Source organism: Streptomyces sp. NPDC058685 (assembly GCF_042714725.1).
Lineage (GTDB): Bacteria > Actinomycetota > Actinomycetes > Streptomycetales > Streptomycetaceae > Streptomyces.
Genome location: NZ_JBHXSL010000008.1, coordinates 225,110 through 241,651 on the forward strand (window position 1 = coordinate 225,110; position 16,542 = coordinate 241,651).

At 70.0% G+C, this 16,542-nt stretch carries 15 protein-coding genes; 6 read left to right on the top strand and 9 right to left on the bottom strand.

Annotated features, from left to right (window positions below):
* Positions 1–13: 13 nt before the first annotated feature.
* Complete coding sequence (locus ACFWU3_RS10630; protein ID WP_384434210.1) at positions 14–1,543, bottom strand: YfcC family protein; 1,530 nt, start codon at positions 1,541–1,543, stop codon at positions 14–16.
* Positions 1,544–1,925: 382 nt separating this feature from the next.
* Between ACFWU3_RS10630 and ACFWU3_RS10635 the strand changes: the two genes are divergently transcribed.
* Positions 1,926–2,531, top strand: coding sequence for a TIGR03086 family metal-binding protein (locus ACFWU3_RS10635; RefSeq protein ID WP_384434213.1), 606 nt, complete (start codon positions 1,926–1,928; stop codon positions 2,529–2,531).
* A 192-nt stretch (positions 2,532–2,723) separates the two neighbouring features.
* Here ACFWU3_RS10635 and ACFWU3_RS10640 read toward each other — a convergent pair whose 3' ends face one another.
* Entirely contained in the window at positions 2,724–4,832 is a 2,109-nt protein-coding gene (locus ACFWU3_RS10640) for a HEAT repeat domain-containing protein (RefSeq protein WP_384434216.1), read from the bottom strand.
* 146 nt (positions 4,833–4,978) lie between these two features.
* On the opposite strand from ACFWU3_RS10640, the gene ACFWU3_RS10645 reads away from it, so the two are divergent.
* Together ACFWU3_RS10645 and ACFWU3_RS10650 are read left to right on the top strand one after the other, a co-directional pair.
* Positions 4,979–5,578, top strand: coding sequence for an exonuclease (locus ACFWU3_RS10645; protein ID WP_384434219.1), 600 nt, complete (start codon positions 4,979–4,981; stop codon positions 5,576–5,578).
* 144 nt (positions 5,579–5,722) lie between these two features.
* Positions 5,723–6,589: a chitosanase gene (locus ACFWU3_RS10650; protein WP_384434222.1), complete on the top strand. Its 867-nt coding sequence runs from the start codon at positions 5,723–5,725 to the stop codon at positions 6,587–6,589.
* Positions 6,590–6,703: 114 nt separating this feature from the next.
* On the opposite strand, the gene ACFWU3_RS10655 is transcribed toward ACFWU3_RS10650, so the two are convergent.
* The 7 genes from ACFWU3_RS10655 to ACFWU3_RS10685 all read right to left on the bottom strand — a co-directional run bounded on the left by ACFWU3_RS10655 (position 6,704) and on the right by ACFWU3_RS10685 (position 12,618).
* On the bottom strand, positions 6,704–8,203 hold the full coding sequence (locus ACFWU3_RS10655; protein WP_384434225.1) for a nucleobase:cation symporter-2 family protein: 1,500 nt from the start codon (positions 8,201–8,203) through the stop codon (positions 6,704–6,706).
* 231 nt (positions 8,204–8,434) lie between these two features.
* Entirely contained in the window at positions 8,435–9,811 is a 1,377-nt protein-coding gene (locus ACFWU3_RS10660; protein WP_384434227.1) for an 8-oxoguanine deaminase, read from the bottom strand.
* Between the two features lie 148 nt (positions 9,812–9,959).
* Positions 9,960–10,883: a factor-independent urate hydroxylase gene (gene pucL / locus ACFWU3_RS10665; protein ID WP_313943333.1), complete on the bottom strand. Its 924-nt coding sequence runs from the start codon at positions 10,881–10,883 to the stop codon at positions 9,960–9,962.
* A 5-nt stretch (positions 10,884–10,888) separates the two neighbouring features.
* The gene (gene uraH / locus ACFWU3_RS10670; RefSeq protein ID WP_384434232.1) at positions 10,889–11,305 is read right to left on the bottom strand and encodes a hydroxyisourate hydrolase; all 417 of its coding nucleotides are present in this window, start codon (positions 11,303–11,305) and stop codon (positions 10,889–10,891) included.
* A 3-nt stretch (positions 11,306–11,308) separates the two neighbouring features.
* Complete coding sequence (gene uraD / locus ACFWU3_RS10675; RefSeq protein WP_384434235.1) at positions 11,309–11,815, bottom strand: 2-oxo-4-hydroxy-4-carboxy-5-ureidoimidazoline decarboxylase; 507 nt, start codon at positions 11,813–11,815, stop codon at positions 11,309–11,311.
* A 177-nt stretch (positions 11,816–11,992) separates the two neighbouring features.
* Positions 11,993–12,370, bottom strand: a complete 378-nt coding sequence (locus ACFWU3_RS10680; RefSeq protein WP_384434238.1) for a helix-turn-helix domain-containing protein — start codon at positions 12,368–12,370, stop codon at positions 11,993–11,995.
* Positions 12,367–12,618: a thiamine-binding protein gene (locus ACFWU3_RS10685; RefSeq protein WP_328862136.1), complete on the bottom strand. Its 252-nt coding sequence runs from the start codon at positions 12,616–12,618 to the stop codon at positions 12,367–12,369. Before ACFWU3_RS10685 ends, ACFWU3_RS10680 begins: the two co-directional genes overlap by 4 nt.
* Before the next feature lie 123 nt (positions 12,619–12,741).
* Here ACFWU3_RS10685 and ACFWU3_RS10690 point away from each other — a divergent pair, with 123 nt between their 5' ends.
* From ACFWU3_RS10690 to ACFWU3_RS10700, 3 genes are all read left to right on the top strand, one after another.
* Positions 12,742–13,602 (top strand): TIM barrel protein, encoded by an 861-nt coding sequence (locus ACFWU3_RS10690; RefSeq protein ID WP_384434242.1) that lies wholly within the window; start codon positions 12,742–12,744, stop codon positions 13,600–13,602.
* Positions 13,603–13,640: 38 nt separating this feature from the next.
* Positions 13,641–14,543 (top strand): 2-hydroxy-3-oxopropionate reductase, encoded by a 903-nt coding sequence (locus ACFWU3_RS10695; protein WP_313943339.1) that lies wholly within the window; start codon positions 13,641–13,643, stop codon positions 14,541–14,543.
* A gap of 203 nt (positions 14,544–14,746) precedes the next feature.
* Positions 14,747–16,204, top strand: a complete 1,458-nt coding sequence (locus tag ACFWU3_RS10700; RefSeq protein ID WP_384434245.1) for a catalase — start codon at positions 14,747–14,749, stop codon at positions 16,202–16,204.
* Positions 16,205–16,542 lie beyond the last annotated feature (338 nt).

Consider the following 16,542-nt stretch of genomic DNA (forward strand, 5'->3'; position numbering starts at 1 on the left):
CCCGGGCGAGCGGTCACGTCATCACCGCGCCCGCCCACACGAAGCCGCAGATCAGGATGAACAGGATCCCCAGCAGCGGCGCCACGAACCGCAGGTACGTGTTGTAGCCCACCTTCGCCAGCGCCACGCCGCCGATCGTGACCGCCGTGGTCGGCACCCACAGGTTCATCCAGCCGCTCGCGGACTGCCAGGCCGTCACGACCACCGCGCGCGAGACGCCCGCGAAGTCCGCCAGCGGGGCGAGGATCGGCATCGCGAGGGTGGCATGGCCCGAGGTGGAGGGGATCAGGAAGGCCAGGGGCAGGTTCACGATGAAGACGATGACGGCGAACAGGCCCGACGAGGTGCCCTGCACGACGCCCTCGATCGAGTGCAGGACCGTGTCCGTGACCTTCGAGTTGTTCATGATCACCGTGACCCCGCGTGCCAGCACGATGACGAGCGCCGGGGAGATGAAGTCGGCCGCGCCCTGGATGATCGTGGAGCTCAGCTTCTGCTCGCCGAAGCGTGCGACCAGTCCGACCACGACCGCGGCGACCAGGAACATGGCCGCCAGTTCGGGGAAGGACCAGCCCAGCTCGAAGCCGTACGGCTCGGCGTCGGCCTTGCCGGTCAGGGCGCTGGACCAGGGGACCACCGAGAAGATCATGAAGGCGAAGACCAGCGTCACGACCACGAGGACGGCCTGGTGGAGGGCGGTGAGGCCGGGCGGCTCCTCGGTGGTGCCGGTCGCGCGGTGCTCCCGGTCGCCCGGGAGGAATCCGGACAGCGAGCGCCCGGGGTCCTTCTGTACCCGCTTCGCGTAGTGGATGACGTACGCGATGGTCACCGCGGTCAGCACCACCCACATGACCGCGCGCAGCACGATGCCGTCGCCGAGCGAGATGTCCGCGGCGGAGGAGGCGACGCCGGTGGCGAAGGGGTTCACGGTGGAGCACAGCACGCCGATGCCCGCGCCGAGGATGATCGTGCCGGTGGCCACCATGCGGTCGTAGCCGAGGGCGAGCATGAGGGGCACGATCAGCCCGTAGAAGCCGAGCGTCTCCTCGGCGAAACCCTCCACCGTGCCGAGGAGGGAGAAGACCAGCATGACTCCGGCGATCAGGAGCGCCCCGCGGTGGCGCAGCCGGTGGGCGAGCCGGGCGATGCCGCGGTCCAGCGCTCCGGTGGCGAACACGACGGTGATGAACGCGCCGATGGCGAGGACGAAGAGGAACACGCCCGCGCTGCCGTACAGTTCGCCGGCCAGACCGGGGCCGACCTCGCCGGTCTTCGCGTCCTGGATGCCGTAGAGACCGTTGACCGGTGCGAGGAACAGGTCGTTGAGGCGGTCGACGAAGCTCTGGCCGCTGTCGACGCGGTGATACGTGCCCTCGATCGGAGCGCCGTCGGCATCGCGGTCGTACTGGCCCGAGGGGATCAGGAAGGCCAGCGCCCAGACGGCGACGGTGACCACCGCGAGGACGGTCAGCGCGCTGGGGAAGACGAAGCGCTTCTTCGCCGGTGGTTCTTCCGGGGCCTGTTCGGGGGCCGCCGCCGTCATGGGGCCCTCCTGAACGTGGCGGTGAACGTGGCGGCGTGTGCCCCCACGTCCCTCGGCCCCAGGTCCGGCGGCGCCACGTCCCTCGGCCCCAGGTCCGGCCGCTCCAGGGGTGTCCGCTCCAGGCCGTCCGGCCCCGCAAGCGTCGGCCGCGAGGTCCCGGAGGGCGGCTTCGTCGGGCCCCGATCGTGCGCCGAATCCGTCGCTCCCCGTGTCATCACCGCTCCCCTCTCCCTCACTGTCAGGCAGTGTGATCAAAGGGATCATGCAGGGTCATACGCCGCATCTCGGCCCGAAATGCCGTGGGGCTGATCCGTCGGCAAGGAGAACCCGTCGGTCAGCCCCTGCCGCGATGAGTTTCCGGGTGCCGGCGGGTCTCTCCTGTATGGACTCCACAGCGCAGACCTCCGCCCCCGACCTCCGCCCCGCGACCGACGCCGTGGCGCGGCTCATCGCCGGCATCCCGGACGAGCGGCTCGGGGATCCGACCCCCTGCCCCGAGTACGCCGTGCGGGAGCTGCTGGCCCATGTCGTCCTGCTGTCCACCGCCTTCCGCGATGCAGCGCGCAAGGACCTCGGCCCGTTGACCGCCTCGAGCCCCGGCGATTCGCGGCCCGTCCTCGGCGACGACTGGCAGGACGTGCTGCCTCGGCGGCTGGACGAGCTGGCCGACGCGTGGACCGTGCCGGAGGCGTGGGAGGGGGACACACAGGCCGGCGGAATCACCTTCCCGGCCGCGATCGCCGGCCGCGTGGCGCTGAACGAGCTCGTCGTCCACGGGTGGGATCTGGCCCGGTCCACGGGACAGAAGTACGCATGCGACGAGGCGAGCCTGCGCGAGTCGTACGCGATGATGAAGCCGGCTCCGGGGGACGAGGAGGCTCGTGGCGACGCGTTCGGCCCCGTCGTGGCCGTCCCTGCCGATGCGCCGCTGCTCGACCAGGTCGTCGGGTTCAGCGGACGGCGCCCCGACTGGCAGCCGGGAATCTGACCCGGCCGCGCTTGCGCCGCATCCGGGCGGGCGGTCCCCGGGGAAGTTGTTCCGGGGGGCGATCCGCAAGGAAGCCGCACCCGGGCCGGCGGCACCCCCGGAAGTACCGCGTGGGGGGGGCGGGCCGTACCCGGTCCGCCGCGGCCGAGCCCGACACCCCCGTGACGCCCGCCGGAAGCCCCCGATGCGCCGTCAGGCCCCGAGCAGCTTCCGTGCGCGCTCCCTCAGCCGCTCGTCCGCAGGGACGATTCCCGGCTCCACTCCCGACGTCACGACCCGCAGATCGCGTTCCGCCAGCGCCTTCAGCCGGGCACTGACCGGGGGCGTCAGCGCCTCGGGACCGAGCGCGCCCAAGGCGTCGAGTGCTGTGTCGGCATCGGCGTTCCGTTCGACGGAGGTCAGCAGTATCTCCGCCGTACGGACAGGGTCCGGCCCGCCGCTGATCGCCCTCAGGGCGCTGATCGCGGCCGGGGCATGGGAGGGGTCGTCCAGCAGAACCTCCAGGGCGGGCGTCAACGCCTGTGCCGCCGGGCCCAGCTGTGCGGCCGCGAGGGCCGCCTCACGGAGCGACCAGCGCGTCCAGGTTCCCTCCGAAGCCTCGGCCAGGACGCCTGCGAGCACGTCGACCGTCTCCTTCGCCTCTCCGGTCAGCCGCCACAGCGCGAGCGCCGTCTGGATGTCCGCGTTGAGCTCGGGAACGGTGCGCTTTCGGCCCGCGGGTGTCAGGGCCGAGCGCAACTGCGGGACCAGACAGGCGCCTTCCTCTCCGAGCGCGCCCGCGGTCCGGCAGGCGTCCGGCGCCGCGCTCTGCTCCAGCCGGCGCCGCAGTTCGTCCACCAGCGGGCCCGTCTCACCGGTCAGGTTCCACAGGGCGTCGGCTGCCGCGTACCGGCCCTCCGGCGGTCCCGTGGTGGCTGCCCGCCGCAGGACGTCCGCGGTGGCGTCGCGGCTGTCCGGTGGGCAGACCGCCGCGAGCGCCCGGGGCACGGCCGCCGGGAAGCGGTCCACCACCGCGGTCAGCTCGGGCAGGGCGGCCGCCGCTTGTACACCCCAGTCCGCCAACAGGCCGGTCAGCCATATCGGTTCGTTCCCCGCCAGTTCGTCCTCGGTGAGCCGGATGCGGATGGCGTTGAGCAGCTCCGGCGCGTAAGGCATGTCCCGCTCGGGGCGGTTGACGGGGAACCCGCACGCTGCCGCCAGCGCACGCGAGCGGTCGGGGAGGTCGCGGGCGAGCAGCGGGGCGGCTTCGTGCGGGGAGACCCGCACCAGCACCGCGAGTGCCCGGTCCGCCAGGTCGCCGCCCGCTGCCGCGATCGCGGCCAGCGCCGGGGCGGCAGGCTCCGCATGGACGCCGAGCTTGTCGAGGATGGGCAGCAGGGAGGCCGTGTGCTCCCCGCCCTTCAGCAGCGCCAGCAGCGAGGGAGCCAGCCGGCCCGGGGCGCTGCGGGAGATCATGCAGGCGTGCTCGGCCGCCCACAGCGCCTCCTTCCGGGCCTCGGGGTCCCCGGCGGCGAGGGCCGCCCGGATCAACTCGTACGCCGAGGAGCGGTCCTGGTCCGTGTCGCGCCGCAGCAGCGTGTCGACCACATGGTGCAGCGGCTCGGTGCGTGTCTGGTCGAAGCGGCCTGCGACATACCGGTCCGCGGGAAGCAGCGACACCAGCGTGTCCCGGTGCGCGGGTGTCCACGGCAGACCGGCGTCCAGGCAGGCCATGGCCGCGACGACCCGCAGCTCGGCGGGTTCGCCGGGTGCCATCGCCGCCCGGGCGGCATCCGCGGCATCCGGATGGTCGAGCCGCACCAGCGCCGCGAGCACCTCCGCCCTGACACCCGGTTCGGTCTCCTCGTCCCACAGCCGGCGCAGCTGCGGAACGGCGGAAGCGGTACCGGTGCTGCCGGCCGTCCAGACCGCGGCCTGACGCACCCGTGCGTCCGCGGACGCGAGCAGCGGCAGGATCAGAGGCAGTTGGGACGCGACGGCCGCCCGGCACGCGCCGGGGTCGGGCAGTCCGTACGCGTCGTCGCTCTCGGCTATGCCACCGAGCAGGACCAGCAGATCGACGGTCCGTGTCCCCGCCGCGGCCAGCTGCGCCAGGAACGGCACGGCCTGCACGGTGGCGGCGTACACCGTGCCCTGGTGCAGGATGCTGCTCCACAGCTCGTCGAGCGCCTCGGCCGACTGCTCGTCGTCGCCCGCGAGCGCACGCAGCATGCCGGGGAGGTCGTCGGCTTCGCCGTACGCATGCTCCAGCTCGGCCCAGCGCACGCTGTCCAGACCGGCGAAAACCTGCTCGTGATCCATGCTTCCGAGCATGTCACGGGGGTCTGACAACGCCCCCGATACCGGCTCCCGCCCCCATTGGCCCGCCGGGCGGAGCCCGTGCCCGTGCCTAGCGTGCGCCGTAAATGCGGATGTGCTGTCAGCCGCCCCGGTGCGATGCTCCCGGTATGGCACGACGTACGGCACCACGCGTGAAACCCAGCCTCTACATCTCCGTCGACGTCGAGGCGGACGGCCCGATCCCCGGTCCCTACTCGATGATCAGCTTCGGTGCCGCCGTGGCAGGACGCCAGGACGCCGACGGCTATGAGCCGGCCGACCCGGAGGCGTTGACGTTCTACCGCGAACTGCGGCCCATCAGCGAGAACTTCGTGCCCGAGGCGCTCGCGGTGAGCGGACTGGACCGGGACGGGCTGATCGCCGAGGGCTGCGAACCGGGCGACGCCATGGCCGAGTTCGGCGCCTGGGTGCGGGAGGTCTCCACCGGCGCGCAGCCGGTGTTGTGCGGCTACCCCGCCGCGTACGACTGGACGTTCCTGTACTGGTATCTGATCCGGTTCACCGGTGCGAGCCCGTTCGGTCACTCCGGCTGCTTCGACATGAAGACCCTGTACGCCACCAAGGCTCGGCTTCCGCTGCGCGCGGTCGCGAAGGGAACCATGCCGCCCGAACTCCACTCCAAGAGGCGGCACACGCATCACGGGCTGGACGACGCGATCGAGCAGGCGGAGCTCTTGAACAACCTCATGGCGTGGCCGGGGCGCTGACCTCGCGGGTCTTCCACTGCGGGGCCCACGGCCCGTCACGGGGTCGAATTTCCTTGCGAGGAAAGGGTGTACGAGTCGTTCCCGGCTCTGATAGGAAAGCTTCCTAACAGAACACGAAACGACGAACTCCCCATGGAGGCCACGGTGCCCACCCCCCACAAGCGCGCCAAGAGTCCGCTCAGGTTCCTCCCCCGCGTGGCACTCGGCGTGACACTGATCGCGGTGCCCGCCACCGCCTTCGCCGCCAACTCCCCTTCGGACGCGGGCGACGGCCCGTCCACGACCGCGGTGGCCCCGGCCGCCGTCGGCCTCGACGACCCGGCGAAGAAGGAAATCGCCATGAAGATCGTCTCCAGCGCGGAGAACTCCTCGCTGGACTGGAAGGCCCAGTACAAGTACATCGAGGACATAGGCGACGGGCGCGGCTACACCGCCGGAATCATCGGGTTCTGTTCCGGCACCGGCGACATGCTCGACCTGGTCGAGCTCTACACCCAGCGCAAGCCGGGCAACGTCCTCGCCAAGTACCTCCCCGCGCTGCGCGATGTCGACGGCAGCGACTCGCACGCCGGCCTCGACCCGAACTTCACGAAGGACTGGAAGAAGGCGGCCGAGGACTCCGCGTTCAAGACCGCGCAGAACGACGAGCGGGACCGGGTGTACTTCAACCCGGCGGTGAGCCGTGGCAAGAGCGACGGTGTCGGCGTGCTGGGCCAGTTCATCTACTACGACGCCATCGTGATGCACGGCGACGGCGGCGACTCGACCAGCTTCAGCAGCATCCGTAAGCGGGCGCTGGCCAAGGCCAAGCCCCCGGCCCAGGGCGGCAACGAGAAGACCTACCTCAACGCGTTCCTCGACGCCCGTGTCTGGGCGATGAAGCAGGAGGAGGCGCACGAGGACACGAGCCGGGTCGACACCGCTCAGCGGGTCTTCGTGCAGAAGAACAACCTCCACCTGAACACGCCGCTGGACTGGAAGGTCTACGGCGACAGCTTCCACATCGGCTGACCGCCTCGAGCCCGCCGCACACAGCGCGGCGCCGGCCGCAGAGGGCGCGTACCCGTCGTGGGGTACGCGCCCTCTCGCGCGTCCGCCTGGCCGCCGTCATCGGCGATGGCTCGCTCAGTGCACCGCGGCGGCCGGGGCGGGCACCGTCGTCCCGTCCGGCTTCCCGCTGCCGTGCGCGTCCTGCTCCGCCTCGTCCGAACTGCCCTTCCTCCCGAGGTGGTTGAAGGCCAGGTTGAGGGCGATCGCCACGATGCAGCCGGTGGAGATGCCGGAGTCGAGGACGACGAGCGCGTCCTTCGGGAAGGCGTGGTAGAACTCCGGCGCGGCGATCGGGATCAGTCCGATGCCGACCGACGCGGCGACGATCAGCGCGTTCTCGCCCTTCTCCAGGGCGGCGGTGGCCAGCGTCTGGATACCGCTCGCCGCGACCGAGCCGAAGAGCACGATCCCCGCGCCGCCGAGGACCGGCAGCGGTACGAGCGCGATCACCGAGGCGGCGACGGGGCACAGGCCCAGCAGGATCAGGATGCCGCCGCCCGCGGCGACGACGAAGCGGCTGCGGACCTTCGTCATCGCGACCAGGCCGATGTTCTGGGCGAAGGCGCTGCACATGAAGCCGTTGAACAGCGGGCTGATGGCGCTGCCGAGGGTGTCGGCCCGCAGCCCGCCCTCGATGACCCGTTCGTCGGCCGGCCGGTCCACGATCCTGCCGAGGGCGAGCATGTCGGCGGTCGACTCCGTCATACAGACGAGCATCACGATGCACATGGAGACGATCGCGGCGATCTCGAACTGCGGCGCGCCGAAGTGGAAGGGCGTGGGGAAGCCGACGATGTCGGCGTTCTTGATGGCGTCGAGGTTCGCCATGCCGAGCGGCGCCGCGACGACCGTGCCCGCGACGAGGCCGAGCAGGATCGCGATCTGCTGGAGGAAGCCGCGCAGGACCTTGCGCAGGGCCAGCACGATCACGAAGGTGAGGGCCGCCATGCCGATGTTCTTCATCGAACCGTAGTCGTCGGCCGTGGAGTTGCCGCCCTGCGACCAGTTGAAGGCCACCGGCAGCAGCGAGACGCCGATGAGGGTGATGACGGTGCCCGTGACGACGGGCGGGAAGAAGCGGACCAGCTTCGAGAAGTACGGCGTGAGGACGAATCCGAGCACGCTGGCGACGATGATCGCGCCGAAGATGACGGTGATGCCGTCCGCTCCGCGGTCCCTGCCGATGGCGACCATCGGGGTCACACCGGCGAAGGAGACTCCGTTGACGAACGGGAGCCGGGCGCCGACCTTCCAGAAGCCGAGCGTCTGCAGAAGGGTGGCTATGCCGGCGGTGAAGAGGCTGGCCCCCATCAGGAAGGCCGTGTCCGTGGCGCTCAGCCCCACGGCCGGCCCCACGATCATGGGCGGGGCCACCACACCCGCATACATCGCGGCCACATGCTGAAGGCCGCTGGTGAACATCTTCAGTGGAGGCAGGGTCTCGTCGACCGGATGCTTCTGTGCCGGTGCGTCGGATACGGCCGGTGCGTCCGGCCCTGCCGGTACGGCGTCTGTGTCCGCTGTGGTGTCTGCGGGTGTGTCTGCATCGTTCGGAAACCTGGGCTGTGCGGCCACGGTCGGTTCCTCCGGTCGGTTACACGTCGGCGGTGACGCGGGTGTCAGGGAGGTGGTGCGAAGTGGTGCAGCGGTGAGCCCGGTGCTTCGGGGGTGTGAAGACACGAGTCACCGTCCCGGGAGGCGCGGCACCGATATGCGGTGCCGCACCCCCCGGTCACGGCTGCCATGGACCCCGCTCGGGTCCACGGCTTCCGGCCGAGGGCCGTCCCCCTCGACCGGATGCTTGGGTCAGTCCTGTGCGGCGATCCGCGCCAGGCGCTGTGCCTCGTCCCGCGCGGAGCGGGCGATGGCGTCCTCGTCCACCGTGGTCAGGTGGTTGTCCTCGACGACGGTCTTGCCGTTCACGAGGGAGAGGGATACGGGGGCTGCCGCGCCGAAGACGAGCGCGATCACCGGGTCGGCGATGGAGGAGTGGGCGAGCGTGTCCAGCTTCCACAGCACGAGGTCGGCGAGTTTGCCGGCCTCCAGCGAGCCGATCTGCTCGGCGCGGCCGAGGACCTGGGCGCCGCCGTACGTGCCGAGGCGCAGGGCCTGACGCGCGTTCAGGGCGGCCTCGCGGTGGGGGCCGAGGCGGTTGACGAGCAGCGCGTTGCGCAGCTCGGTGTGGAGTTCGCCCGACTCGTTGGAGGCGGTGCCGTCGACGCCGAGGCCGACGGGGACGCCCGCCTTCAGCATGTCGGGGACCCGGGCGATGCCGGCGGCGAGCCGTGCGTTGGAGGACGGGCAGTGCGCGACGCCCGTGCCCGTACGGCCGAAGGCGGCGATGTCCGAGTCGTTCATGTGGACGCAGTGGGCCATCCACACGTCCTGGCCGAGCCAGCCGGTCGACTCGAAGTAGTCGGTCGGGCCCATCCCGAAGAGTTCCTTGCAGAACTCCTCCTCCTCGACGGTCTCCGAGCCGTGCGTGTGCAGCCGTACGTTCTTGCGGCGTGCCAGCTCGGCGCCCTGCCGCAGCAGTTCGGTGGAGACGGAGAAGGGGGAGCACGGCGCGACGGCGATCTGCGTCATCGCGTCGAAGGAGGCGTCGTGGTGCTTGTCGATGGTCTCCTCGGTGGCGGCGAGCGCGCCTTCGAGGGACTCGACCGCGAAGTCCGGCGGCAGTCCGCCGGCGGACTTGCCACGGTCCATGGAACCGCGGGCGAGCGTGAAGCGGACACCCATCTCGCTCGCGGCGCCGATGATCGCGCCGGACAGGTCGCCGGAGCCCTGCGGATAGACGTAGTGGTGGTCCATGGCGGTGGTGACTCCGCCGCGGGCCATCATGGCGAGGGAGCCCTGTGCGGCCGCGCGGGCCATCGGCTCGTCGATCCGCGCCCACGTCGGGTACAGCGCCACCAGCCAGTTGAACAGGTTGTGGTCGGTGGCGAGGCCCCGGGTGATCCACTGGTAGAAGTGGTGGTGCGTGTTGATCAGACCGGGCGTGGCGAGATGGCCGGTGCCGTCGATGCGGCGGACCACGTTCTCCAGTCCGGCGGGGGCCTGTCCGGCGCCCACCGACTCGATCCGGTTGTCGGCGACGACGATGTACCCGGACGCGTACTCGGTGTCGTCCGCGTCCACGGTCGCGATGGCACAGTTCTCGATGACGATGCGCGAAGCCGCCATGGCGGTTCCTCGTTCTTCCCATTGATGGAACGGGCCCGGGGGTCGAGCGGGGTGACGACCGGGTCCGCGGTTCTGTTGTTGCGCAGATGCCCCCGCTCTCCCCCTGGGACTCAACGCCGGCGCACGCGTCGGGGGTTCAAGCGGTTGGCTACAGGTTGGTCATGTCGACCGGGATCCGCGGCTCGACGCCGTCCCGCAGGATCGTGGCCTCGATCAGGCCGTACGGGCGGTCCGCCGCGAAGTACACCTCATTGTCGTTCTTCAGCCCGAACGGCTCGAGGTCCACCAGGAAGTGGTGGTTGTTCGGCAGCGAGAAGCGGATCTCGTCGATCTCGCTGCGGCTGTTGATCACCCGCGAACCCATCTGGTACAGGGTCTGCTGGAGCGAGAGGGAGTACGTCTCGGCGAAGGCTTGCAGGATGTGCTTCTTGGCCTGCTCGTACGACTTCTCCCAGTTGGGCATCCGGTCGTCGTCGCTGGTCCAGTTGTAGCGCCAGACCGAGGAGACGTCGGTGCACAGGATGCGGTCGTACGCCTCCTTGAGCGTCGTGTACTTGTCCTTGACGTAGCCCCAGAACTCCGAGTTGGTGGAGTTCATGACCGTGAGGTCCTTCAGACCGGACAGGACCTCCCAGTTCTCACCGTCGTAGGTGATCTGGGCGGTGCGCAGCTCCTGGCCCTTGCGGGCGAAGGAGTGCCGTACCTCGTCGGAGCCGATGAACTTGGAGTTGGCGTCCGAGGTGGCGATGCGCTCCCAGGAGTACTCCTCGATGCGGATGCGCGCCCGGTGGATCGGCTCCTGGGAGGTCACGAAGTGACGGGCCAGGTGGATGCCGAACTGCTCGGCGGACTCGATGCCGTGCTCCTTGGCGAACGCGTACACCGTGTTCTTGGTGGTGTCGGTCGGCAGGACGTTGGCGTTGGAGCCGGAGTAGTGGACGTCGTCCATGTCGCCGGAGAGGGCGACCGAGACGTTCAGGTCCTTGATGTGGTGGGTGTCGCCGTCCCGCGTGATCTTGACGACGCGGTTCTCTGCTTTGCCGTACTGGTTCTGGCCGAGAATCGTGGGCATGTCTGCTAGCTCCCTCGGTAAACGGAGTAGCCGAACGGGTTGAGCAGCAGCGGTACGTGATAGTGCTCGCCCGGAACGACGGCGAATGTGATCGCCACCTCCGGGAAGAACGCACCGCTGTCCCTTACGCGGGGGGCGTCCTGCTGCGCCTCGGCTTGCTGATTGGCGTTGTTTCTGGTGGAGAAGTACGCCTCGGTCTCGAAGTCGAGACGTACATGGGTGGTGCCCTCCGGCAGTGCCGGCAGGTCCTTGCACCGCCCGTCGGCGTCGGTGGCGGAGCCGCCGAGGGCGGTCCACTCGGCGCCGGGGCCCGGGCGGGCCGACAGCGAGATGGCGACGCCCTCGGCGGGGCGGCCGATGCTGGTGTCCAGGATGTGGGTGGACACTGTGCTGTGCGGCGAAGCCGCGGTCTCGGTGCTCACAGGTCACTCTCCTTCTACGAGGCGGGCCAGCCGGATCCGGTTGATCTTGACGAGCTCTCCGCGGGCGATCTCCCGCTCCTGCTCGTCGGAGTTCTGGATCCGGACCCTGACCGCGTCCCTCATCTGCTCACCGGTGGCGCCGGTGGCACAGATCAGGAAGACGTGACCGAACTTCTCCTGGTAGGCCAGGTTCAGTTCGAGCAGTTCGGCCTTCAGTTCCTCGGAGGCGCCGGCCATCCCCCGCTGTTCGCGGGCGGAGGTCGGGTCGCCCGGCTTCGGCCGGCCGATCGGTGGGTGTCCTGCCATCGCCTCGGCCAGATCCGCGGCTGTCAGCTCGGCCATCGCGGCGTCACTGGCGGTGAAGAGGGCCTCGGCGGTGGCGTAGGGACGCTGCGCGAGCAGCTTGTCTCCCCAGGCCGAACTGGCGCACACCTCGTGGAGCGCGGCGGTCGCGTCGCTCTCCGCCGATGTGTTGAACCGGGCGAGGCCCGGCGTCGAGCTCGAAGTCACGGGAGCCTCCGTGGCTGTTTTTCGCTGTGCGTTGGACGGGCTGCGGACAGCTAACGCCCTCCGGCAACATTGCGTCAACACTTTGTTGAAAACTCGGTGACACCCGAGTCGCCGCCCGGAGATCACCACCACGCGCCGTGACCGCCCGCGGTCACGGGGTGAAACAGGGGCCCGTGCTCACTGGCCCTTGGTGCCGTTCTCGCGGTTCAGATAGTTGTAGACGGTGAAGCGGCTGACGCCGAGCGCACCGGCCACCGTCTCGACACCGTGCCGCACCGAGAAGGCGCCGCGGGCCTCCAGGGAGCGCACGACCAGCTGTTTCGTCCTGCGGTCCAGTTCGGACAGCGGCATCCCGTGACGGCGCTCCAGGGCGGCCAGGATGTGGTCGAGGGAGTCGGAGAGCTGCGGCAGCCGAACCGCGATGACGTCCTCGCCCTCCCAGGCGAGCACCACATCGTCCGGGCTCGCCTGCCCGGGCTCGACTATCTCCGCGCCCATCGCGTCGACGAGCGGCTTGACCGCTCGGGTGAGGGGGTGCTCCGAGGGGCCGCTCACTTCTCGCCCTCCCCGACCACGTTGATCTGGAGCGAGACCCGGGTGGCCCCGGCCTCCAGGGAGCGGCGCACGAGCGCGTCGACCGCCGTGAGCACGGCGTCGGCGTCGCCCTCGGCCGTGTTGCCGAACGGCCCCACATCGACGGCGTCGAGCTCGGCCGACTGGACGACCTCACGGGCCACCACGGCATGGGCGGGCGCTTCGTCCAGGTCGAAGGGCTCGGTCGTGAACTCCACTCTCAATCGCACGCGCACAACCTAACGCGAGAGAGGCGAAATCAGAGATGGCCCCTTGACAAGTTCGACGGACCGCCTGCAATCTTCCGTTAAGCAGAAACTGACTTCCGCAATACGGAAGGAGCGCACAGCCTCATGGCCCCCGCTTCCACGGACAAGCACGGCACCGACCAGCGCTTCGATGTGAACCTTTCGATCCTCTTCACGGAACTCCCGCTCCTGGAGCGCCCCGCGGCAGCCGCCGCGGCAGGCTTCACGGCGGTCGAGCTGTGGTGGCCCTGGATCGAGACCCCCACCCCGGCGCAGGCCGAGCTCGACGCCCTCAAGAAGGCGCTCGACGACGCCGGCACCCAGCTGGTGGGGCTGAACTTCTACGCCGGGCAGCTGCCGGGCCCCGACCGCGGCGCGCTCTCCGTGCCCGGCAAGGAGTCCGACCGCTTCCGCGCCAACATCGAGGTGGCGGCGGACTTCGCCGCCTCGGTGGGCTGCAAGGCGCTCAACGCCCTCTACGGCAACCGTGTCGAGGACGTGAACCCGCAGATCCAGGACACCCTCGCGCTGGAGAACCTGGTGCTGGCCGCCCGTGCGGCCGACCGCATCGGGGCGATCCTGCTCGTCGAGACGCTCAACAAGCCGGAGTCCCCGCTCTACCCGCTGGTGAGCGCCCCGGCCGCGATCGAGGTCATCGACCGGGTCAACGCGGCGACCGGCCTCGGGAACGCCAAGTTCCTGCTCGACATCTACCACCTGTCGATGAACGGCGAGGACGTCAGCCAGGTCATCGCGGCCTACGCCGACAAGACCGGCCACGTGCAGATCGCCGACAACCCCGGCCGCGGCGCCCCGGGCACCGGCTCGCTCCCGCTGGAGCAGCTCCTCGACGAGCTGACGAAGGCCGGATACGAGGGCTGGGTGGGCCTGGAGTACAAGGCCGGCGACCGCCCGAGCGCCGAGTCCTTCGACTGGCTCCCGGCCGAGGCGCGCGCGGCGCGCTGAACTCACAGACGTACAGAAGTGTTCAGGAAGGCACCCTCATGAGCAATCTCGCAGATTCCCGCCCGGCGATCGCGTGGATCGGTCTCGGCATCATGGGCTCCCCCATGTCCGAGAACCTGCTGAAGGCCGGCTACTCCGTCACCGGCTTCACGCTGGAGCAGGACAAGCTCGACCGGCTCGCCGCGGCCGGCGGCACCGTCGCGTCCTCGATCGCCGAGGCCGTCAAGGACGCCGACGTGGTCATCACGATGGTGCCGGCGTCCCCGCAGGTCGAGGCCATCGCGTACGGCCCGGACGGCATCCTGGAGAACGCCCGGTCCGGCGCGCTGATCATCGACATGTCGTCGATCACCCCGCAGACCTCGGTCGACCTGGCGAAGGCCGCCGCCGAGAAGGGCCTGCGCGTCCTCGACGCCCCGGTCTCCGGTGGCGAGGCCGGCGCGATCGAGGCCGTGCTGTCCATCATGGTCGGCGGCGAGCAGAGCGACTTCGACACCGCCCTGCCGATCCTCGAAGCGCTCGGCAAGACCATCGTGCTGTGCGGCCCCCACGGCTCCGGCCAGACGGTGAAGGCCGCCAACCAGCTGATCGTCGCCGTGAACATCCAGGCGTGCGCCGAGGCCGTCGTCTTCCTGGAGAAGTCCGGCGTGAACCTCCAGGCCGCGCTCGACGTGCTCAACGGCGGCCTCGCCGGCTCGACCGTGCTGACCCGCAAGAAGGACAACTTCCTGAACCGGGACTTCAAGCCCGGCTTCCGGATCGACCTGCACCACAAGGACATGGGCATCGTCACCGACGCCGCCCGCAATGTCGGTGCCGCGCTGCCCGTCGGCGCCGTGGTCGCCCAACTGGTCGCCTCCCTGCGTGCGCAGGGCGACGGCGGCCTGGACCACTCGGCCCTGCTGCGCGCCGTCGAGCGGCTCTCCGGCCAGCAGGTCTGAGCAACCGGCCCTCGCTCGGGGCCCCCTGATTTCCGGGCGGCGTCGGCGCTGACACCTGTCCTGTCGCGCCCAGGCGCCGGCGCCGTCCGGAACACCACACCTCGTTTTCAACAAACTGTTGACGTTGCCTCCGGGGCGAAATTACGCTCCTCGCACCGCCGGCCACATCAACAGCTTCAGTACGGAAGGTCAGACCCGCCACCATGACGCAGCGTGTGCTTACGACCGAGTCAGGCGCCCCGGTCGCCGACAACCAGAACTCCGCCACCGCCGGCGTCGGTGGCCCGCTCCTCCTCCAGGACCAGCACCTCCTGGAGAAGCTCGCCCGCTTCAACCGCGAGCGGATCCCGGAGCGCGTGGTGCACGCCCGCGGCTCCGGCGCACACGGCTACTTCGAGGTCACCGACGACGTCACCGGCTTCACCAAGGCGGACTTCCTCTCCGCGGTGGGCAAGCGCACCGAGACCTTCATCCGCTTCTCCACCGTCGCCGACTCGCTCGGCGGCGCGGACGCGGTCCGCGACCCGCGCGGCTTCGCCCTGAAGTTCTACACCGAAGAGGGCAACTACGACCTCGTCGGCAACAACACCCCGGTGTTCTTCATCAAGGACCCGATCAAGTTCCCCGACTTCATCCACTCCCAGAAGCGCGACCCCTTCACGGGCAAGCAGGAGCCGGACAACGTCTGGGACTTCTGGGCGCACTCCCCCGAGTCCACCCACCAGATCACCTGGCTGATGGGCGACCGCGGCATCCCCGCCTCGTACCGCCACATGAACGGCTACGGCTCGCACACCTACCAGTGGACGAACGCCGAGGGCGAGGCCTTCTTCGTCAAGTACCACTTCAAGACCAACCAGGGCATCCGCTGTCTCTCCTCGGAGCAGGCGGCCGAAGTCGTCGGCTCGGACGCCAACTCGCACCAGACCGACCTCCTCCAGGCCATCGAACGCGGGGTCAACCCGTCCTGGACGCTGCACGTGCAGGTCATGCCGGCGGCCGAAGCGGCCGACTACCGCTTCAACCCGTTCGACCTCACCAAGGTCTGGCCGCACGCCGACTACCCGCTCCAGCGCGTCGGCCGGCTGGTGCTCGACCGCAACCCCGAGAACGTCTTCGCCGAGGTCGAGCAGGCGGCGTTCTCCCCCAACAACTTCGTTCCCGGCATCGGCCCCTCGCCGGACAAGATGCTCCAGGGCCGGCTGTTCGCCTACGCGGACGCGCACCGTTACCGCCTCGGCGTCAACCACACCCTGCTGCCGGTCAACGCCCCCAAGGCGACGACGGCGCAGAACTACGGCCGCGACGGCATCATGGCCACGCGCAACGGCTCGCGCCACGAGAAGAACTACGAGCCCAACTCGTACGCGGGACCGGCGCAGATCGACGGCGCCCAGTCCGCACCGCTCGCCGTCCAGGGCTGGACGGGCACCCACGCCGCCCCCGCTCACGTCAAGGACGACGGCTTCTTCCAGGCGGGCGAGCTCTACCGGCTGATGTCCGAGGACGAGAAGCAGCGCCTCGTCGCGAACATCGCCGGCGGGCTGTCCCAGGTCGGCCGTGACGACGTCATCGAGAAGAACCTCGCCCACTTCCACGCCGCCGACGCCGACTACGGCAAGCGCGTCGAGGAAGCGGTCCGCGCCCTGCGCGAGGACTGAGGGCACCGACTGCGCCCAGGATCTGACGGGAGGTCATGTCCTGGGCGCCGAGCCCGCGCGGCGGACCCGAATGAGGGGTGGTCCGCCGAGCGGGCGAAGGCGAGGACCGCGGCGGTCGTGCGATGCCAGTGCGGTGGTGAAGGCTCCGGAGCCGCTTCTTGACCAGAAGGAGGCGGCCCCCCGGGACCAATCGCCGCCGCCGCGGTCCCAGCCAGACAACAGACTCCGTCCGGCGGTGCGAATGTCCTGTCGCGCCAGCCTCGCTCCGTCGGGCGGCACCACATACGTGAGGGCGTGGAGTACGGACGGTCCCGTACTCCACGCCCTCACCTCATTTC